Below are 17,984 nucleotides of genomic sequence, written 5' to 3'. Positions count from 1 at the left end.
CTCTCGCTCATCTCGTCGTGCGGGCCGCGGTCACGGCTTCGGGCAGGGCGGTACGGGGGGTGGGGACGCCGTCCACCAGGTAGTCGCCGCCGGCGGTGGCGAGGACGTCGGTCCAGTCGCCGTGCGGGTGTCCGCAGCGGCGCTCGCACCCGGAGTAGTGGACGGGGAGGACGCGGCGACCGGACCGGCCGGGCCGCTGCCGGGCGGGGTCCGGGGCCGCGTCCGCGCGGACGTCGGCGAGGGACTTGGCGCAGCCGGGCCGCCCGGTGCAGGCGGTGACCCCGGCCCAGGGGGAGTCGGGGCGGGTGATGAGCCCGGCCGCTTCGAGGGCGGGCAGCCGGGCGGGGTCCGCCCCGGCCACGACGACCCCGCGCCAGGGCGTGAGCCGTACCTCCTCGGCGGGGAGCAGTGCCCGGAGCCGGGCGGCGGTGAGGCGGCCGAGCGGGGCGAGTACGGAGAGGGCGGTGGGCCCGAGGACGCCGGGAGAGGGGGGAGGGCCCTGGGGGAGTTCGGGTGCGGGGACGGGCTCCGCCGTCACTCCCGACTCCGCGAGGTCCACCTCGTACCCCTGGGGCAGTTCCCCGACCCGCCAGGCCCCGGTGCCGGCCCGCCGCGCCGCGGCCAGGAACCCGCCCGCGGCCGCCAGGGCCGCCGCGGGTGCGTCGGAGCCCGCGAGCCGGACGGCCCGCCCGCCGACGTGCAGCTCCGCCTCGCCGCCTCCCACTGCGACCAAGGTCACATCGCCGCCGAGTCCGGCCACGTCCCCCCGCCCGTCGTCGAGGACGAAGAGGAACCGGCCGGAGAGCGCCGCCGCCCAGGGCGCGGAAAGCAGGTGGGTGTCCAGCTCGCGGGCCCACAACTGCACGTCGGCCGCGCCGAGTCCGTCGAGGCCCGAGGCCGGGGAGGCGACGATGTTGCGGACGCGTTCGTGGGTGGGGGAGGGCAGCAGGCCGGCCTCGGCGAGGAGCGCCGCCAGTTCGGCCCCGCAGCCGTCGGCGAGACCGCGCAGCTCGGCGTTGCCACGGGAGGTGATGCTGAGCCGTCCGTCGCCCAGGCGCTCCGCCGCGTCCGCCAGGGTCTTGACCTGACGGGACGTCAAGCGCCCTCCGGGCAGGCGGAGTCGGGCGAGGTGACCGTCGTCGGCGGAGTGCAGGCGCAACGCCCCGGGGCACGCGTCGCCACGGTCCCGTATGCGAGGTTCGCCCGGTACGGGCGTCGGGGGCGGGGTGGGCGGCATGGCGGCGAGCATACCGACGGGGAACCGGCCGACCACCGGGTGTGATCCGGCCGACTCCCCGGCTCCTCCCGGCCCGCCGACCGCACGATCTACTATGCAGACGGCATGGGGTCCCAGGACCCCGGGGAGGAAGCCCGGTGAGAATCCGGCGCGGTCCCGCCACTGTGAGCCCGTACCGGACGTGCCTAGGCGCGAACCGGAACGGGTGAGTCAGGAACTCCCGCCATCCATACGACCACCCGGGGCGCGGACAACCCCGAGGAAGGCCTGCGCTCGCCATGCTTCTGCTGCTGTCGCACTCCGACACCGACCTGCTCAGCGCCCGCGCGGCCGGCGGCCCGGTGGAGTACCGCTTCGCCAACCCCGCCCGTCTCCCCCTCGCCGAACTCCCCGGCCTCCTGGACGGCGCCGAGCTCGTCGTCGTCCGTCTCCTCGGCGGGCTCCGCTCCTGGGAGGAGGGCCTCGACGCGGTCCGTGCCGCCGGAAAGCCGGTGGTCGTCCTCAGCGGCGAACAGGCCCCCGACGCACAGCTGATGGAGGCGTCCACCGTCCCCATCGGCGTCGCCACCGAGGCGCACGCCTACCTCGCGCACGGCGGCCCCGGGAACCTGGAGCAGCTCGCCCGCTTCCTCTCCGACACCGTCCTGCTCACCGGTCACGGCTTCGAGGCCCCGGCCGCCGCCCCCACCTGGGGCCCGCTGGAGCGCACCGCCCGCACGACCGCCGGCCCGACCGTCGCCGTGCTCTACTACCGCGCCCACCACATGAGCGGGAACACCGGCTTCGTCGACACCCTCTGCTCGGCGATCGAGGACACCGGCGCGCAGGCCCTCCCGCTGTACGTGGCCTCCCTGCGCGCACCCGAACCGGAACTCCTCGACCGGCTCCGCACCGCCGACGCGATCGTCACCACCGTCCTCGCCGCGGGCGGCACCAAACCCGCGGAGGCGCAGGCCGGCGGTGACGAGGAGGCCTGGGACGCGGGCGCGCTCGCCGCCCTCGACGTGCCGATCCTCCAGGCGCTCTGCCTGACCGGCTCGCGCGCCGCCTGGGAGGAGAACGACGAGGGCCTCTCCCCGCTGGACGCCGCCAGCCAGGTCGCCGTGCCCGAGTTCGACGGCCGTCTGATCACCGTCCCGTTCTCCTTCAAGGAGATCGACGAGGACGGTCTGCCCGCGTACGTCGCCGACGCCGAGCGCGCCGCCCGCGTCGCCGGGATCGCCGTCCGGCACGCCCGGCTCCGCCACATCCCGAACGCCGACAAGAAGCTGGCGCTCGTCCTCTCCGCGTACCCCACGAAGCACTCCCGCATCGGCAACGCCGTCGGCCTGGACACCCCGGCCTCCGCCGTCTCCCTGCTGCGCCGGCTGATCGCCGAGGGGTACGACTTCGGGCCCGAGGCGGACCTCCCCGGTCTGGTCTCCGGCGACGGCGACGAGCTGATCTACGCCCTCATCGAGGCCGGCGGCCACGACCAGGACTGGCTGACGGAGGAGCAGCTCGCCAGGAACCCGGTCCGCATCCCGGCCGCCGACTACAAGCGCTGGTACGCGACGCTCCCCGAGGAGCTGCGGACCCACGTCGAGGAGCACTGGGGCCCGGCGCCCGGCGAGATGTTCCTCGACCGCTCGCGCAACCCGGAAGGCGACATCGTCCTCGCGGCCCTCCGCCGCGGGAACCTGCTGATCCTCATCCAGCCGCCGCGCGGCTTCGGCGAGAACCCGATCGCGATCTACCACGACCCCGATCTCCCGCCGTCCCACCACTACCTGGCCGCCTACCGCTGGATCGCCGCCCGCGCCGAGGACGGCGGCTTCGGCGCCGACGCCATGGTCCACCTGGGCAAGCACGGCAACCTGGAGTGGCTGCCCGGCAAGAACGCCGGCCTGTCCGCCGCCTGCGGCCCCGACGCCGCGCTCGGCGACATCCCGCTGATCTACCCGTTCCTCGTCAACGACCCGGGCGAGGGCACCCAGGCCAAGCGGCGCGTGCACGCCACGCTCGTCGACCACCTGGTGCCGCCGATGGCCCGCGCCGACTCCTACGGCGACATCGCGCGCCTGGAGCAGCTGCTCGACGAGTACGCGCAGATCTCCTCCATGGACCCGGCGAAGCTGCCCGCGATCCGCGCCCAGATCTGGACGCTGATCCAGGCCGCCAAGCTCGACCACGACCTCGGTCTCCAGCAACGCCCCGAGGACGACGGCTTCGACGACTTCCTGCTGCACGTCGACGGCTGGCTGTGCGAGGTCAAGGACGCCCAGATCCGCGACGGTCTGCACGTCCTCGGCGGCGCCCCGGAGGGCGAGGCCCGGGTCAACCTGGTCCTCTCGATCCTGCGCGCCCGCCAGATCTGGGGCGGTACGCAGGCGCTGCCCGGTCTGCGCGAGGCCCTCGGTCTCGACGAGTCGGCCGCGACCCGCACCACCGCCGACGAGGCGGAGGCGAAGGCCCGCGAGCTCGTCGAGGGCATGGAGGCGGCGGACTGGTCCGTGGACGCGATCCCGGCGGTCGCCGCCGCGTACGGCTCCGAGGTGCACGCCGTCCTCCGCTTCGCCTGCGAGCAGGTCGTGCCGCGCCTGGCCGCCACCACCGACGAACTCGCCCACGCCGTGCACGCCCTGAACGGCGGCTTCGTCCCGGCCGGCCCCTCCGGCTCGCCGCTGCGCGGCCTCGTCAACGTCCTGCCGACCGGCCGGAACTTCTACTCGGTCGACCCGAAGGCCGTGCCGTCCCGGCTCGCCTGGGAGACCGGGCAGGCGCTCGCCGACTCCCTCCTGACGCGCTACCGCACCGACAACGGCGAATGGCCGACGTCCGTGGGCCTCTCCCTGTGGGGGACCAGCGCGATGCGCACCGCCGGCGACGACGTCGCCGAGGCGCTCGCCCTGCTCGGCGTCCGCCCCCTGTGGGACGAGGCCTCGCGCCGGGTGAACGGCCTGGAGCCGATCCCGCTCGCCGAGCTCGGCCGCCCCCGCGTCGACGTCACCCTCCGCATCTCGGGCTTCTTCCGCGACGCGTTCCCGCACGTCATCGGGCTCCTCGACGACGCCGTCCGGCTGGTCGCCGGCCTGGAGGGAGAGTCGGCCGAGGACAACTACGTCCGGGCGCACGCGCAGGCCGACCTCGCCGAGCACGGCGACGAGCGGCGCGCCACGACCCGTATCTTCGGCTCCCGGCCGGGCACGTACGGCGCGGGCATCCTCCAGCTGATCGACTCGCGCGACTGGCGCACCGACGCGGACCTCGCCGAGGTGTACACGGTGTGGGGCGGGTACGCCTACGGGCGAGGGCTCGAAGGCCGCCCGGCGCGCGCCGAGATGGAGACGGCGTACAAGCGGATTGCGGTGGCCGCGAAGAACACCGACACCCGCGAGCACGACATCGCCGACTCCGACGACTACTTCCAGTACCACGGCGGCATGGTGGCGACCGTCCGCGCGCTCAAGGGCACGGCCCCCGAGGCGTACATCGGCGACTCCACCCGCCCCGAGACGGTCCGCACCCGCACCCTCGTCGAGGAGACCTCCCGGGTCTTCCGGGCCCGTGTGGTCAACCCGCGCTGGATCGAGGCGATGCGTCGCCACGGCTACAAGGGCGCGTTCGAGCTGGCGGCGACGGTCGACTACCTCTTCGGCTACGACGCCACGACGGGCGTGGTCGCCGACTGGATGTACGACAAGCTCACCCAGGAGTACGTCCTCGACCCGGAGAACCAGGCCTTCCTGAAGGAGGCCAACCCGTGGGCGCTGCACGGCATCGCGGAGCGGCTCCTCGAAGCCGAGTCGCGCGGCATGTGGGAGAAGCCGGACCCGGAGACGCTCGCCGCGCTGCGCCAGGTCTTCCTGGACACCGAGGGAGACCTCGAAGGCGCCGCGGACTCCGCCGGCTCCTCGGACGAGGACTAAGTTCCCACCAGGGCGGGGGCCGGTGCCAGTTCCAGGCGGCGGCCCCGGAAGCCCTCCCTGAGCCGCCGGTCGTGGGTGACCACGATCAGCGTGCCCGGGTACGACGCGAGCGCGGCCTCGATCTCCTCCACGAGCGCCGGGGCCAGATGGTTGGTCGGTTCGTCGAGGAGGAGCAGATCGGCCGGCTCGGTGACGAGCCGCGCCAGTTCGAGTTTCCGGCGCTGTCCTGTCGACAGAAACCGGACCGGGGTCGTCAGGTCCCCGGCGGAGAAGAGACCGAGGGTGAGCAGTTCGTCCGTGCGGTCCGCTCCGAAGGCCTCGCCCACCGTACGGGGGTCGGTGGGCGGGGTCGTCTCCTGACGGAGCAGTCCGGTTCGCGCGGACACCTTCACCGTGCCCGCGTCCGGGGCGAGTTCGCCCGCGAGCACCTTCAGGAGGGTGCTCTTCCCGGCGCCGTTCGGGCCGGTGACCAGGAGCCGTTCGCCCGCGTCGAGCCGGAGCCCGTCGAGGTGGAGCCTGCCGTCCACGCGCACACCGGCGAGATCGACGGCCGGGCCCCGGCGGCCGGGCCCCGTGAGCAGGGCCGGCTCGATGACGGCCTCGGTGTGCATGGCGTCCGTGGTGATCGTGGCGTCCGTGGTGTCCGTGGTGTCCGTGGCGTCCGTGGCGTTCGTGGTGACCGCCGTGAGCCTCGTGAGGTCCGCGTGGAACCTGAGGGGCCGCTGGGGCGCGGGCACCGGTTCGGCGGTGAGCCGGGCGAGCCGCTCGCGGGCGGCCCGGATACGGCTCATCGCGCCGTGCGCCCGTGACCGGGCCCGGAAGGCGCCCGCCCCGCTGAACGCCGCCGGCGCCTTGCGCGGGATGGCCGAGAAACGGTCGATGTTCGTGTCCGCGAGGGACCGGTACCGGGCGAGTTCCTCCTTCCATTCCTCGTACTCCCGCTGCCGGCGGGCCCGTTCGGCGGCGCGTCCGGCGAGGTAGCCGGCGTAGCCGTTGCCGTACCGGCGGACGATGTGGCGGTCCTCGTCGACCTCCAGGACGGCGGTGGCGACCCGGTCGAGGAACACCCGGTCGTGGGAGACGGCGACGACCGTGCCCCGGTGGGCGCGCAGCCGCTCCTCCAGCCAGGCCACGGCCTCGTCGTCGAGGTCGTTGGTCGGCTCGTCGAGCAGCAGCAGTTCGGGCTCGGCCGCCAGGACGGCGGCGAGGGCGAGCCGGGACCGCTGTCCGCCGGAGAGGGTGCCCAGGGGGCGGGCCCGGTCCAGCGGGCCGGGTTCGCCGAGCCTGCGGAGCGTGGTCTCGACCCGCCGGTCGGCCCCGGCGCCGCCCCGTGCCTCGTACCGGGCGAGCAGCTCCGCGTATCCGGCGAGGTCACCGGTCACGGCGAGGGCCGACTCGGCCGCCCGGATCGCCCTCTCCAGCTCCCGTATCTCCGCGAGCGCGTGGTCGACGGCGTCGCCGACGGTGGCGGTCGGGGGAAGGTCCAGGGTTTGGGCGAGGTGGCCGACACCGCCGGGGGCGTCGACGGTCACCGTGCCGATGTCGGGGGTGTCCAGGCCGGCGAGGAGCCGGAGGAGGGTGGACTTCCCGGAGCCGTTGTCACCGACGACGCCGAGGCGTTCACCGGGGCGGACGCCGAGGGAGACCCGGTCGAGCACGGTCCGGTGGTGGATGCCGCTCCGCTCGTGGACGTAGGCGTCGTAGCGCTTGCTGACATCGGTGAGTTGGGCACGGAACAAGGGTGACCTCCGATACGTCGACGACAAGGACGATCCATCTTCAATACGAGACGTCTCGTCTCGCTTCGTCGACTGTACGACAGGGCCGCCTCCTCCGCAAGACGTTCCGTCTCGTCGGGATGGCCGTGCGGCTCGGGGTCAGGCGGAAACCGTCCGCAGCACCAGCGCGGCCATCGCGAGCAGGGTGAGGACCACGACCGGCGCCACCTCGTGGTCCTTCGCTCTCAGGTGCGCGATCAGGGCGCCGACGAAGTAGAGGACCACACCGACCGCCGCAGCCCCGCCGAGCGCCGGCACGGCCAGGCCGGCGAGCAGGCCGAGCGCGCCCGCCGCCTTCAGGCCCGCCAGCCGCGGCAGCCACGACTCCGGCACGTTCAGCTTGGTCATGCTGCCGACGATCTGGGGGTTGCGGGTGAAGGTCAGGAACGCGGAGGCGGAGAGCGCGAAGGCGAGCAGCACCGCGACGACGACGTAACCGATGAACATGGAACAGCTCCAATGATCCGACAGCAACAATCGTTGAACTGTATCAACGATTTATCTGGTTCCACAATAGGGCCGCTGCTACGGTGGATGACATGGCAGCTCTCCCGACCGACCGCCTCGGCTTCCTCCTCTCCTTCCGCGGGGAGCTCACCGGTGCGCGCATCCGCGCCGCCCTGGGGGTCGCCGGACTGCACCCCAGGAACGCGATGACGCTGATGCAGCTCGCCCCCGGGGCCATGAGTCAGCGGGAACTGGCCGCCGCGATGGAGATCGATCCCAGTCAACTTGTCGCGGTTCTCAACGAGTTGGAAGCGGAAGGGCTCGCCGAACGCCGCCGCGACCCCGCCGACCGCCGCCGCCACATCGTGGAGATCACGGAGCGGGGCGCGGCCGCCCTGGAGCGGGTCGACACGGCGGTGACCGCCGCCGAGCGCGAGCTCTTCGGCGACCTCACCGAGGCCGAACAGGTTCTCCTGCGCGGTCTGCTGGACCGGGTCGTCGTGGACGCCGCCGACCACGACTGCGCCGCCGAATGACGCCGTTCGACGCCGAATGAAGCCGTTCGACGCCGGGCGGCAGGGCCGGGTGGGAATGTCGCGTCCGGCGGGCGTGTGACCGATGAGTTCCGGTGGGGCCGGGGGTCTACTCGGATGACTGGCCCACCACCGAGGAGAGCATCATGGCCGAGACCGACACCCGGACCCTGGACACCGCCGGCGCGACCCTGCGCTACGACGTGCGCCCCGGCACCGGAACCGACGAGCGTCCCCTGCTGCTGATCGGCTCCCCCATGGACGCCTCCGGCTTCACCACACTCGCCACGCACTTCGCCGACCGCACCGTCGTGACGTACGACCCGCGCGGGGTGTCCCGCAGTGAGCGCACCGACGGCGCCGCGGAGTCGCTCCCCGAGGAGCACGCCGACGACCTGGCCCGGCTGATCGAGGCGCTCGGTGCCGGCCCGGTGGACGTCTTCGCGAGCAGCGGCGGGGCCGTCAACGCCCTCGCCCTGGTGGCCCGGCGCGGCGACCTGGTCCACACCCTCGTCGCGCACGAGCCCCCGACGGCCCAGGTCCTCCCGGACCGGGAGGCCGCCCTCGCGGTCTGCGCGGACGTCCAGGCGACCTATCTGCGGGAGGGCTGGGGGCCCGGGATGGCGAAGTTCCTCGCGGTGACGAGCCGGAAGGGCCCCTTCCCGGCGAACTGGGCCGAGGAGCCCGCCCCTTCCCCGGCCGCGTTCGGCCTGCCCACCGAGGACGACGGCTCGCGCGGCGACCCGCTGCTCGGCCAGAACATGCGCGGCTGCACCTCCTACCGCCCCGACTTCACCGCCCTGCGCGCCGCGCCGACCCGGATCGTCGTCGCCGCGGGCAAGGAGTCCGAGGACACCTTCGCCGCCCGCGCGGCGGTCGCTGTCGCCGAGGGGCTCGGCACCCCGCTCGCCGTCTTCCCGAGCCACCACGGGGGCTTCCTGGGCGGTGAGTTCGGCCAGCAGGGCGCCCCGGCGGAGTTCGCCGAGGCGCTGCGTGCCGTCCTGGAGGACGGCCGGGGCTGACCCGGACGATCGGTTCCTCGCGGCGGCGTCCCTCGCCCGGCGTCCATCGCCCCGGCGGTCTTCGCGGCGGCGGCCTTCATGGCCGCCGCCGCGTCGCCGTATCCAGGCCCGTTTCCAGGCTCGTCCCCGGGTCCGGGTCCGGCCGGGTTCCGCGGATCGACCGCGAGTCGGGGACGCGAGTCGGGGACGTCACTCCCGCACTCGACTCCGTCAGAAAGGCGAGTTGTTCTAGCGAAGTGCGAACAATTTGTTCTATCCTGATGCGAACAAGGGAGGTCTCCATGAACCGTGCCACGACCCGTCTCCGCGTCCTCGCCGCGCTCCCGTTCGTCCTCACGCTCACCACCTACCTGGTGCTGCTCGCGCTCTGGGACGACCGGATCCCCGACACCCTCGCCACCCACTTCGGCGGCGCCGACGGAGCGCGCGCCGACGGCTTCACCGGCCGCACCGCGTTCCTCGCCCTCAGCGCCGCCCTGCTCCTCGGACTCGGCACCGGCTGGACGGTCCTCGTCCGCCGTACCGCCCTGTGGGGCGCCTGGGCGACCGCCGGCTTCGCCGGAACGCTGCTCGTCCTCCTCGTACGGGACAACCTGGACGCCGTCGACCCGGCCGGTGTCGTCTCGCCGCTCGGCAACCTGGCGCTCGCCGCGGCGGTCGCCGCCGCACTCGCCCTCGTGGGCCTGGGCCTGACCCGGCTCGTCCCCGAGGGCGACCCCGCGGGGCCGTCCGCCACGGCCGACGGTCCCCGCCTCGCGCTCGGCGCGAGCGAGGTCGCCGGCTGGTCCCGTGCCACCGCCTCCCGGCCGCTGACCGTCCTCGCGGTCCTCGCCCTCGCCGCCGTCCCCGCCGGCCTGCTCCTCGCCCCCTGGCCCGGCTCCCTGCTCGCACTGCTCGGCCTGGTCGTCGGGGTGCCGGGGCTGGCCCTCTCCCGGGTCAGGGTCACCGTCGACCGGCGCGGTGTCACCGTCCGCCCCGCGCTCGTCCCCCGGCCCCGTGTCAGGGTCCCGCTCGACGAGGTCGCGGGCGCGAGCGTGCGGGAGCTCGACACCGCCGCCGTGCTCGCCGACTTCGGCGGCTGGGGCTACCGGGTCAGGGCGCACCGGACGGGCGTCGTGCTCCACTCCGGCGAGACCCTCGTCGTACAGCGGGACAGCGGGCGCGAGTTCGCGGTCACCGTGCCCGACGCGCGCACCGCCGCCGCCCTTCTCAACACGCTCGCCGAGCGGCATGGGAAGGTCTGACCGTGCTCTTCCGTGTCGACCCGGCCTCCGCCGTGCCCCTCGGCGACCAGATCGCCGCCTGTGTCCGTGCCGCCCTCGCCGACGGTTCCGCCGCGCCGGGCGAGCGTCTCCCGGCCGCCAGGGAACTCGCCGACTCCCTCGGCGTCAACGTCCACACCGTCCTCCGCGGCTACCAGCGGCTGCGCGAGGAGGGCCTGATCGAACTCCGCCGCGGCCGGGGCGCCCTCATCGTCCCCGGCGCCACCGCCCCCGACCGCGCCCGCCTGGTCTCCCGGCTCCGGGAGGCGGCGGCGGACGCCCGCGAACTCGGTCTGACCGACGAGGAGTTCGTGGAACTGGCACGGACGAGTCTGGGCTGAGACGAGGGAGGCGCCGAGCCGCCCGGGCCGGATCGGCGCCGGGATCCGTCACGGCCACGGGCCGGGCTCGCCGTCGGATCCCGTACGGCCGGGGAGCCGGGGGATCAGCCCAGCTCGCGTACCGGAGCCCCCGCCAGGAAGGCCTCGATGTCCTCGACCGCCTGCCCGAAGTAGCGCCCGTAGTTCCCCTCCGTCACATAGCCCAGGTGCGGCAGCGCGAGCACGTTCGGCAGGGACCGCAGCGGGTCGTCCGCGGGCAGCGGCTCGGTCTCGAAGACATCGAGACCCGCCCCCGCGATCCACCCCTCGCCCAGCGCCCGCAGCAGCGCCGCACCGTCCACGAGCCCCGCCCGTGAGGTGTTGACGAGGTACGCGTGGGGCCGCATCGCCCGCAGCTCGGGCTCCCCGACCAGGCCCCGGGTCCGGTCCGACAGCACCATGTGGAGCGAGACGAAGTCGCTGTCCGCGAACAGCTCCCGCCTGTTCTTCGCGAGCCGTACGCCGTGCTCGGCCGCCCGCTCCTCCGTCAGGTTCGGACTCCAGGCCAGGACGTCCATGCCGAAGGCGAGACCGATCCGGGCCACCCGGGCGCCGATCTTGCCGAGACCGACGAGTCCCAGGGTCCGGCCGGCCAGGTCGGCGCCGACGGTGGACTGCCAGGGCCCGCCCTCCCGCAGGGACCGGGCCTCGGCCGGTACATGGCGGGCGAGGCCGAGGAGGAGCGCCCAGGTGAGTTCGGTGGGCGGCTCGGAGCTGCTGGCCGTACCGCAGACGGTGACACCGCGGGCGCGTGCGGCGGCGACGTCGACGGAGGCGTTGCGCATCCCGGAGGTGATCAGGAGCCGGAGCCGGGGAAGCCGGGCCAGGAGACCGGCGTCGACGGGGGTCCGTTCCCGCATGACGACGAGGATCTCGCAGTCCTCGACGGCGGTGACGAGCGCGTCCCGGTCGGTGAGGTGCTCGCGCAGGACGCGTACGTCGACGCGGTCGGCGAGCGGGCTCCAGTCGGCGGAGGTCAGGGCAGCGCCCTGATAGTCGTCGAGGACGGCGCAGCGCAGCTTCATGACGGCATGATCGCGCACACCCCGACGCCCTGCCCAGGGTGCCCGCGCCCCGGGGCCGTCTCAGGCGGTGGGGGTACGGGTGAAGGAACGGCGGTACGACCGGGGCGGGACGCCCCGGCGGCGGACGAACTGGGCGCGCAGCACCGCCGCGCTTCCGAAGCCGACCGCGCGGGCGATCTCCTCGACCGGGAGGTCCGTGGTCTCCAGGAGCTCCTCGGCCCGGCCGAGGCGCAGCGAGAGGAGCCAGGCGTGCGGGGTGGTGCCCGTGGAGGCGGCGAACCGGCGCGCGAACGAACGCCGGCTCATCAGTGCCCTGCGGGCCAACTCCGCGACGGGAAGCGGCTCGTGGAGGTGCTCCCGGGCCCAGGCGAGGACATCGGTGAGCCGTTCGTCCCGGCTGTCCTCGGGTACGGGCGTCGCGAGGTACTGGGCCTGGCCGCCGTCGCGGTGGGAGGGGAGCACCAGGTCCCGGGCGATGGCGTTGGCCGTGGTGGCCCCGTACTCCCGGCGCAGGAGGTGCAGGCAGAGGTCGAAGCCGGCGGCGGCGCCCGCGCCCGTGACGACGGGTCCTTCGTCGATGTAGAGGGCGTCGGGTTCGACGGTGACGTCCGGGTGGCGTTCGGCCAGGAGCCCGGCGAACCGCCAGTGGGTGGTGGCGCGCCGCCCGTCGAGCAGCCCGGCCGCGGCGAGCGCGAACGCGCCGACGCAGTGGGCCGCGACGAGCGCCCCGCGCGCGTGCGCGGCGGCCAGCGCGTCGAGCACGGCGGGAACCGGCGGCGTGCGGAACTCCGCCCAGGGCAGGGCGATCACCAGGTCGGCCGAGGCCAGCCGGTCGAGACCGTGCTCGACCACGAGGGGCAGCCCGACGTCGGTGCGGACGTTGCCAGGCCGGTCGGTGCAGAGCGCGAAGTCGAAGAGCGGCAGCCCTCCGCCGCGCGCGTCGAACACCTCGGAGACGATCCCGGCGCCGAGCATCCCGACCCCGTGCGGGGCATAGGCGGCGACGGTGACGAAGGGCGGCATGGGGCGAGTCTGGCACGTGGCCCGGGGGCGGGGCCCACGGCGGCCGGGCCGGGTCGGGACGGGGTGGGCCGGGAACTGCCGGGGTGGGCCGGGACCTGCCGGGCCGGGACGGGACCTGCCGGGCCGGGACGGGGTGGCCGCGATGGCACGATTCACGCGATCAGTGGCAGCACGGCCACTCGTGAAGATCCCCGCCGCGCAGAAGACTTGGGGGCATGACACACCACGACGACGCACCGAGCGCCCGCACCGCCACGTACACGATCCTGACCACCGGCTACACGCTCTCCACCGGCCCCGGGGTCGCCGCCACCGTCTCCTACGTGCGGGACGGCGACCGGCATGTGATCGTCGACCCCGGCATGGTGGCGAGCCGCGACCGGATCCTCGGTCCGCTCGCCGAACTGGGCCTCGGCCCGGACGACATCACCGACGTGGTGCTCAGCCACCACCACCCCGACAACACCATGAACGTCGGCCTCTTCGGCCGGGCCCGTGTCCACGACCACAAGGCGATCTACGAGAACGACCAGTGGACCGACCGCGACGCCGAGGGCCACGAGCTGGCTCCGTCCCTGCGGCTGATCCGTACCCCCGGCCACAGCCCCGAGGACATCACCCTCCTCGCGGGCACCGACACGGGCGTCGTCGCCTTCGTCGGTGACCTCTGGTGGCGGCCGAACGGCCCCGTGGAGGACCCGGTGGCCCCGGACCACACGGTCCTGAAGGACTCGCGCCTCCGCGTCCTCGCCGCGGCCGACGTGATCGTCCCGGGCCACGGCCCGGCGTTCCCGGCGGACGACACGGCGCCGATCTAGCGGGTACGGGGGTTTCCGGCCCGGGTACGGGGGTCCCGGGCCGGGACAGGGGAGAGGCGGCTGCCGGACAGATGGCCGCCGGGGGACCGCCGCGAGCGGGGGCGCCGCCTAGAATTGACTTCCATGTCGAAGCCTGACGAGCTGCTCGTTGACATTGCCGCCACGGTGGAGTCCGGGCAGAGCAATCAGATGTCCCTGACGGTGGTCGTGGGGGGTGCGGTCCTCACCGGTCGGCTGGCCCCGGAAGCCCTGTGGAGACAGCGTGTGTCGGAGGTCCTGACGGACTCGGCCCGGCTGGGCGAGTTCTCCGGCATCTTCAGCCCCTCCGAACGGAAGGAGACGCCACCCACCCACCTGCACTTCCACCTCGCCCGGATCCTCCAGGGCACGGTGGGCATCCCGGAGACCGGCGGGATGTACCGGGTCGCCCTCGCCGACGTCAGCGCCTGGACGGTGGGCGACTTCAGCTACTTCGACCATTGACCGGCGCGCCGGGCCCGGCGCGCGCCCCCGAGCGGCCGGGACCGGTCACAAGGCCGGAAGGTCGAACAGCCGGGAAGCCCGGAGGCCGAAGCCCGTGGGCCCGGAGCCCGGAGGCCCTCAGGGGCCGCAGGCTCAGAAGCCCAGCAGGTCGGAAGGCGATTCGGGGGCCGGAGCCTGCTCCTCGGCCGAGACGGTGAGACAGGTGAAGCCGAGCTTGGTCATGGCGCGTACGACCTCACCGACGCTGAAGTCCCTGCGGTCCTGACGGGTGACGACCTCGCCGACCTGCTTCACGGGGTACTGGCGGCGTCCGATGACGACGACGTCGCCGACGGCCGGCTCGGGCTTGATGCCCTTCATCGACTCGATCACGCCGGCTTTGGTGAGTTCGAAGGGGAAGCGGGCGATGACACAGCGCATGGTGACTCCTGCGGAGAAGTAGTCCAATGAGGGGCCCGGCCAGGAAATTCCCGCAGCCGATGAGAGGTACCGGGAGGTACCGAGGGTACTGACAGGTGCAAAGAGCTGAGGCCCGCACCCCAAAGGTGCGGGCCTCAGCTCGTCAGCTTGTGCTACGCGTCAGCGCCTGGTGTCAGGCGGGGACGATGTTCTCGGCGGTCGGGCCCTTCTGGCCCTGCGCGATGTCGAAGCTGACCTTCTGGCCTTCCTGCAGCTCACGGAAGCCGGAGGAGGCGATGTTCGAGTAGTGGGCGAAGACGTCGGGGCCGCCGCCGTCCTGCTCGATGAAGCCGAAGCCCTTTTCCGAGTTGAACCACTTCACGGTGCCAGTCGCCATGCCAAATTCTCCTTCGGGGCAGTGCTCGGAGCTCACAAGGCGTGTGCTCCGTCTCGCTGCGATGATCGCCCCGCCCGGAAAAAAGCCCGGAAATGAAAAAGGGTGCCCACAGCCGGAAAACCGGAAGGGCACTCGTACGTTCGGGACCCACAACTGCAACTGATATCGACAGTAGCACGATGGCGCGGAACGTGCGGGGTGAAGATTTCGTCGGGGGCCATCCCGTGTGTTTACATGACAAATTTTTCACCGGGCGTCGCTTCGAATTTCTCGAGCTGTGCCCCCGGAAATTTCCCCTCCCGAGGCCCCCGACGGCACCCGGGCCGCGCGGGTGCCGGTCGGGGTGTGCGGCCTCGTCGGCGGAGGTCCCGTACGGGGCGGGGCCGGCCGTGTCAGCCGGCGGCGGCGGCCTTCGCGACGAGCTCCGCGATCCGGGCCTCGTCGGCGGCGGTGAGCTCGGTCAGGGCGTAGCTGGTCGCCCACATGGTGCCGTCGTCGAGCCGCGCCAGGTCGCTGAAGCCGAGCGTGGCGTATCGGGACTTGAACTTCTGCGCGCTCTGGAAGAAACAGACGACCTTGCCGGCCCTGGCGTACGCGGGCATGCCGTACCAGAGCTTCGGCGCGAGTTCCGGCGCGTTCGCCGCCACGATCTCGTGGACCCGCTCGGCGAGGACCCGGTCGGCGTCCGGCATCTCGGCGATCTTCGCGCGCACCTCGCTCTCCCCGTCGGGCTTGGCCGACCGCGCACCGCGGCGCGCGGTCGCCTTGAGCTCCGTGGCGCGCTCCTTCATCGCGTCCCGCTCCTCCTCGGTGAAACCGTCGTACTTCTCGCTCTTCGCGCTGCCGTCGGCGGTGGTGCTCCTGGCGGACGAACGGGTGCTCGACATGACGGTGTTCCTCTCACGAAACGGGGTGAAAAGGGCTGCTGCGCACGGGAATGACCAGGAAATCAGCCGGGGGGGCTCATCAGGGGGGGGAACTCAGGGGGGAACTCAGGGGGGAACTCAGGGGGAACTCAGAGGGTTTCTCAGGGGGTTGCGCCTACGGGGCCGCTCGCGCGGCCGTGCCGTCCGAGGTTCAGGAAGCGGCGGACACGGAGGCGGACTCCCAGGCGAACCCGTCCGGGTCGGTGAAGGCGCCGGTGCCGGCACCGCCCAGCACGATCCGGTGGGACCCCTCGCCGTCCACGGGGACGCCGACGTCCTTCGCGAGGGCGCGGCGCCCGTACAGGGCGAGCTTGACGGGGCTCTCCCCGGCGGCGAACTCGACGTACTTGCGGCCGAAGCTCTTCGCGACGGTGAGGCCCTGCTCGACGTAGAACTTCCTGGTCTCGGCCACGTCCGTGGCTCCCAGCAGGAGCACGAACGCGTCGATGCGGCCGGTGGCCGGGCCGGTGTCCTTCTTCGCCGACGTCGCGACCTTCCAGACCGTCCCGTCCGGCGCACGGAACACGCCGCCGTAGCCCCAGAAGGACTTGGTGGCGGGCTTGAGCGAGGTGGCGCCGGCCGCGAGGGCGGCGTCGACGACGTGCCGGACATCGGCGGGCTGGGAGACCGTGAGCGAGAGCGAGAACCCGCGGAAACCGGTGCTCGGCGCGTCCGTGCCCCGCAGGTCCACATGGGCGCCGAGCCCGGAGGCGGTGTAGAAGCGGTCGGCGGCCGGGAGGTCGGCCACCTCGAGGGTGACGGAAGCGATGGAGTTCATGCGCTTCACGCTAGTTGTGGGGCGGCGACCGGTGCTTCTCGATTCCTGACCGGTCGGGTGACCTGCTTCGCCACGCACGACGGCAGGCCGGCCTCGCCGTCCGCGACCTGGCGTTTGTAGACGCTGGGAGCGACGCCGACGAGCTCGGTGAAGCGGGTGCTGAAGGTGCCGAGCGAGGAGCAGCCGACCGTGAAGCAGACGTCGGTGACGCTGAGCTCGCCCTGCTGGAGCAGGGCCATGGCACGCTCGATGCGGCGCGTCATGAGATACGAGTACGGGGCCTCGCCGTACGCCTGCTTGAACTGGCGGCTGAGGTGCCCGGCCGACATGTTCACGCCGCGGGCGAGTGCCTCGACGTCGAGCGGTTGCGCGTACTCCCGGTCGATCCGGTCGCGAACGCGGCGCAACCGCGCCAGATCACTCAGGCGCTGCGCCTCGGTCAGTGCGCTCATCCAGGCAGGATGACACATGAGGGGAATCCTTTCAGCGAAGCTCCTGAAAGCGGACGAGGTTGCCCGCGGGGTCGCGGAAGGCGCAGTCCCGCACGCCGTACGGCTGCTCGGTCGGCTCCTGGACCACCTCGACGTCCCTGGCCTGCACCTTCTCGAAGGTGCCGTCGAGGTCGGGGGTGGCGAGCAGGATCCAGCCGTAGGTGCCCTTGGCCATCATCTCGGCGATGGTGCGCCGCTCGGCCTCGGTGATCCCCGGGTCGGCCCCGGGCGGCGCGAGCAGGATCGACGTACCGGGCTGCCCGACGGGCCCGACGGTGATCCACCGGGTCCTGCCCTGCCCGACGTCGCTGCGCACCTCGAAGCCGAGGGCGTCGCGGTAGAAGGCGAGCGAGGCGTCGGGGTCGTCGTGCGGCAGCACGGTGGTGTGAATGGTGATGTCCATGCCCACAAGCTAGTTGGGCGCGAGGGCCGCGGCTTCTCGATTCCTGACGAATCCCGGCCGATGTCTCAGGAAAGGGAGGCGGCGTGCCCCGCATTCACCGGACGCGGGCGCCCGAAAGCCACCCGGCCCAGATCGAGCAGGCTCAGACCGAACATCAAAACGCCCAGCGGAAGATGAACGCCCATCACATGGGCGATGCCCAGGACCACTTGCAGTGAGGCGAGGAGCAGGAACCCGGTCGAGTAGAGAATCGGGCGGGCCGAGCCGCCGCCGGGTCGCCACGCCAGGACCGCGGCGAGCACGTAGAGCATCGACGCGGCGTACATGCCGCGGGCCCCGGCGCTGTGCAGCACCTCCCCGTACGGCGCGGACATCGCGATGCCCGACGTCACCGCCTGGAAGAAGATGGCCACGGTCTGCAGGGCGATCGAGACGCGCACGAACGCCGTGAGCCGGCCTCCGCGCGGCGCGGCCGACCCCAAGGCCTCCGACGACGCCGACCCTGCCGCCGAACCCGAACCCGAACCCGCTGTCTCCGCCGTCGTCCGCGTGGTCATGATGATCCCCGTCCTTCCGGTGCCGGTCACTCTCTCGACAGCCCGACGACGCAGCCCCCGAGAATGTGAGGCGACATGGCGAGGACGCGGGGTGACGCGCGTCTCATCGGCCGTGGC

At 73.1% G+C, this 17,984-nt stretch carries 19 protein-coding genes and 1 riboswitch; of the genes, 7 read left to right on the top strand and 12 right to left on the bottom strand.

Going from position 1 to position 17,984, the window contains the following annotated elements:
* Nucleotides 1-7: 7 nt before the first annotated feature.
* The gene (locus IE311_RS19455) at nucleotides 8-1,249 is read right to left on the bottom strand and encodes a cobalamin biosynthesis protein CobG (protein ID WP_189833002.1); all 1,242 of its coding nucleotides are present in this window, start codon (nucleotides 1,247-1,249) and stop codon (nucleotides 8-10) included.
* Between the two features lie 72 nt (nucleotides 1,250-1,321).
* Nucleotides 1,322-1,479, top strand: a riboswitch (cobalamin riboswitch).
* Between the two features lie 36 nt (nucleotides 1,480-1,515).
* On the opposite strand from IE311_RS19455, the gene cobN reads away from it, so the two are divergent.
* Complete coding sequence (gene cobN, locus IE311_RS19450) at nucleotides 1,516-5,145, top strand: cobaltochelatase subunit CobN (RefSeq protein ID WP_189833001.1); 3,630 nt, start codon at nucleotides 1,516-1,518, stop codon at nucleotides 5,143-5,145.
* Here cobN and IE311_RS19445 read toward each other — a convergent pair.
* Together IE311_RS19445 and IE311_RS19440 are read right to left on the bottom strand one after the other, a co-directional pair.
* Complete coding sequence (locus IE311_RS19445) at nucleotides 5,142-6,911, bottom strand: ABC-F family ATP-binding cassette domain-containing protein (protein ID WP_409351070.1); 1,770 nt, start codon at nucleotides 6,909-6,911, stop codon at nucleotides 5,142-5,144. The genes cobN and IE311_RS19445 overlap by 4 nt on opposite strands.
* Before the next feature lie 111 nt (nucleotides 6,912-7,022).
* Entirely contained in the window at nucleotides 7,023-7,370 is a 348-nt protein-coding gene (locus tag IE311_RS19440) for a DoxX family protein (RefSeq protein WP_189832999.1), read from the bottom strand.
* A gap of 92 nt (nucleotides 7,371-7,462) precedes the next feature.
* On the opposite strand from IE311_RS19440, the gene IE311_RS19435 reads away from it, so the two are divergent.
* The 4 genes from IE311_RS19435 to IE311_RS19420 all read left to right on the top strand — a co-directional run bounded on the left by IE311_RS19435 (nucleotide 7,463) and on the right by IE311_RS19420 (nucleotide 10,528).
* The gene (locus IE311_RS19435) at nucleotides 7,463-7,906 is read left to right on the top strand and encodes a MarR family winged helix-turn-helix transcriptional regulator (RefSeq protein ID WP_229902020.1); all 444 of its coding nucleotides are present in this window, start codon (nucleotides 7,463-7,465) and stop codon (nucleotides 7,904-7,906) included.
* Between the two features lie 143 nt (nucleotides 7,907-8,049).
* Nucleotides 8,050-8,925: an alpha/beta fold hydrolase gene (locus IE311_RS19430; protein ID WP_189832997.1), complete on the top strand. Its 876-nt coding sequence runs from the start codon at nucleotides 8,050-8,052 to the stop codon at nucleotides 8,923-8,925.
* Nucleotides 8,926-9,206: 281 nt separating this feature from the next.
* A complete protein-coding gene (locus tag IE311_RS19425) occupies nucleotides 9,207-10,169 on the top strand; it encodes a hypothetical protein (RefSeq protein ID WP_189832996.1) in 963 nt (320 codons plus the stop codon).
* 2 nt (nucleotides 10,170-10,171) lie between these two features.
* The gene (locus tag IE311_RS19420; protein ID WP_189832995.1) at nucleotides 10,172-10,528 is read left to right on the top strand and encodes a GntR family transcriptional regulator; all 357 of its coding nucleotides are present in this window, start codon (nucleotides 10,172-10,174) and stop codon (nucleotides 10,526-10,528) included.
* 104 nt (nucleotides 10,529-10,632) lie between these two features.
* Here IE311_RS19420 and IE311_RS19415 read toward each other — a convergent pair whose 3' ends face one another.
* Together IE311_RS19415 and IE311_RS19410 are read right to left on the bottom strand one after the other, a co-directional pair.
* Nucleotides 10,633-11,592: a D-2-hydroxyacid dehydrogenase family protein gene (locus IE311_RS19415; protein ID WP_189832994.1), complete on the bottom strand. Its 960-nt coding sequence runs from the start codon at nucleotides 11,590-11,592 to the stop codon at nucleotides 10,633-10,635.
* A 60-nt stretch (nucleotides 11,593-11,652) separates the two neighbouring features.
* Entirely contained in the window at nucleotides 11,653-12,615 is a 963-nt protein-coding gene (locus tag IE311_RS19410; protein ID WP_189832993.1) for a GlxA family transcriptional regulator, read from the bottom strand.
* A 215-nt stretch (nucleotides 12,616-12,830) separates the two neighbouring features.
* Between IE311_RS19410 and IE311_RS19405 the strand changes: the two genes are divergently transcribed.
* Both IE311_RS19405 and IE311_RS19400 read left to right on the top strand, forming a co-directional pair.
* Entirely contained in the window at nucleotides 12,831-13,433 is a 603-nt protein-coding gene (locus IE311_RS19405) for an MBL fold metallo-hydrolase (protein WP_189832992.1), read from the top strand.
* A gap of 123 nt (nucleotides 13,434-13,556) precedes the next feature.
* The gene (locus IE311_RS19400; protein ID WP_189832991.1) at nucleotides 13,557-13,916 is read left to right on the top strand and encodes a hypothetical protein; all 360 of its coding nucleotides are present in this window, start codon (nucleotides 13,557-13,559) and stop codon (nucleotides 13,914-13,916) included.
* Between the two features lie 132 nt (nucleotides 13,917-14,048).
* Here IE311_RS19400 and IE311_RS19395 read toward each other — a convergent pair whose 3' ends face one another.
* From IE311_RS19395 to IE311_RS19365, 7 genes are all read right to left on the bottom strand, one after another.
* Nucleotides 14,049-14,336, bottom strand: a complete 288-nt coding sequence (locus IE311_RS19395; protein ID WP_189832990.1) for an SCO5918 family protein — start codon at nucleotides 14,334-14,336, stop codon at nucleotides 14,049-14,051.
* A gap of 172 nt (nucleotides 14,337-14,508) precedes the next feature.
* Nucleotides 14,509-14,712 carry a cold-shock protein gene (locus tag IE311_RS19390; RefSeq protein ID WP_055598357.1) on the bottom strand — a complete coding sequence of 68 codons (204 nt, stop codon included), beginning with the start codon at nucleotides 14,710-14,712 and terminating at the stop codon, nucleotides 14,509-14,511.
* A gap of 392 nt (nucleotides 14,713-15,104) precedes the next feature.
* Nucleotides 15,105-15,599, bottom strand: a complete 495-nt coding sequence (locus IE311_RS19385) for an iron chaperone (protein ID WP_189832989.1) — start codon at nucleotides 15,597-15,599, stop codon at nucleotides 15,105-15,107.
* A 190-nt stretch (nucleotides 15,600-15,789) separates the two neighbouring features.
* A complete protein-coding gene (locus tag IE311_RS19380) occupies nucleotides 15,790-16,416 on the bottom strand; it encodes a VOC family protein (RefSeq protein ID WP_189832988.1) in 627 nt (208 codons plus the stop codon).
* 5 nt (nucleotides 16,417-16,421) lie between these two features.
* Nucleotides 16,422-16,868, bottom strand: coding sequence for a helix-turn-helix transcriptional regulator (locus IE311_RS19375; protein ID WP_229902019.1), 447 nt, complete (start codon nucleotides 16,866-16,868; stop codon nucleotides 16,422-16,424).
* 31 nt (nucleotides 16,869-16,899) lie between these two features.
* A complete protein-coding gene (locus tag IE311_RS19370) occupies nucleotides 16,900-17,310 on the bottom strand; it encodes a VOC family protein (protein WP_189832986.1) in 411 nt (136 codons plus the stop codon).
* 65 nt (nucleotides 17,311-17,375) lie between these two features.
* Nucleotides 17,376-17,867 carry a hypothetical protein gene (locus IE311_RS19365; RefSeq protein WP_373313902.1) on the bottom strand — a complete coding sequence of 164 codons (492 nt, stop codon included), beginning with the start codon at nucleotides 17,865-17,867 and terminating at the stop codon, nucleotides 17,376-17,378.
* Nucleotides 17,868-17,984: the final 117 nt, after the last annotated feature.

The organism is Streptomyces zaomyceticus (assembly GCF_014656215.1).
Classification (GTDB): domain Bacteria; phylum Actinomycetota; class Actinomycetes; order Streptomycetales; family Streptomycetaceae; genus Streptomyces; species Streptomyces zaomyceticus.
The sequence above is the reverse complement of the archived record's forward strand: the minus strand, read 5'-3'. Positions and strand labels throughout refer to the sequence as shown.

Bases quoted from the DNA above. Each gene is read 5' to 3' on its own strand.
- IE311_RS19455 (WP_189833002.1), bottom strand. From the start codon at position 1,249: ATGCTCGCCGCCATGCCGCCCACCCCGCCCCCGACGCCCGTACCGGGC.
- cobN (WP_189833001.1), top strand. From the start codon at position 1,516: ATGCTTCTGCTGCTGTCGCACTCCGACACCGACCTGCTCAGCGCCCGC.
- IE311_RS19440 (WP_189832999.1), bottom strand. From the start codon at position 7,370: ATGTTCATCGGTTACGTCGTCGTCGCGGTGCTGCTCGCCTTCGCGCTC.
- IE311_RS19435 (WP_229902020.1), top strand. From the start codon at position 7,463: ATGGCAGCTCTCCCGACCGACCGCCTCGGCTTCCTCCTCTCCTTCCGC.
- IE311_RS19430 (WP_189832997.1), top strand. From the start codon at position 8,050: ATGGCCGAGACCGACACCCGGACCCTGGACACCGCCGGCGCGACCCTG.
- IE311_RS19425 (WP_189832996.1), top strand. From the start codon at position 9,207: ATGAACCGTGCCACGACCCGTCTCCGCGTCCTCGCCGCGCTCCCGTTC.
- IE311_RS19415 (WP_189832994.1), bottom strand. From the start codon at position 11,592: ATGAAGCTGCGCTGCGCCGTCCTCGACGACTATCAGGGCGCTGCCCTG.
- IE311_RS19410 (WP_189832993.1), bottom strand. From the start codon at position 12,615: ATGCCGCCCTTCGTCACCGTCGCCGCCTATGCCCCGCACGGGGTCGGG.
- IE311_RS19405 (WP_189832992.1), top strand. From the start codon at position 12,831: ATGACACACCACGACGACGCACCGAGCGCCCGCACCGCCACGTACACG.
- IE311_RS19400 (WP_189832991.1), top strand. From the start codon at position 13,557: ATGTCGAAGCCTGACGAGCTGCTCGTTGACATTGCCGCCACGGTGGAG.
- IE311_RS19395 (WP_189832990.1), bottom strand. From the start codon at position 14,336: ATGCGCTGTGTCATCGCCCGCTTCCCCTTCGAACTCACCAAAGCCGGC.
- IE311_RS19390 (WP_055598357.1), bottom strand. From the start codon at position 14,712: ATGGCGACTGGCACCGTGAAGTGGTTCAACTCGGAAAAGGGCTTCGGC.
- IE311_RS19385 (WP_189832989.1), bottom strand. From the start codon at position 15,599: ATGTCGAGCACCCGTTCGTCCGCCAGGAGCACCACCGCCGACGGCAGC.
- IE311_RS19380 (WP_189832988.1), bottom strand. From the start codon at position 16,416: ATGAACTCCATCGCTTCCGTCACCCTCGAGGTGGCCGACCTCCCGGCC.
- IE311_RS19375 (WP_229902019.1), bottom strand. From the start codon at position 16,868: ATGAGCGCACTGACCGAGGCGCAGCGCCTGAGTGATCTGGCGCGGTTG.
- IE311_RS19370 (WP_189832986.1), bottom strand. From the start codon at position 17,310: ATGGACATCACCATTCACACCACCGTGCTGCCGCACGACGACCCCGAC.
- IE311_RS19365 (WP_373313902.1), bottom strand. From the start codon at position 17,867: ATGACCACGCGGACGACGGCGGAGACAGCGGGTTCGGGTTCGGGTTCG.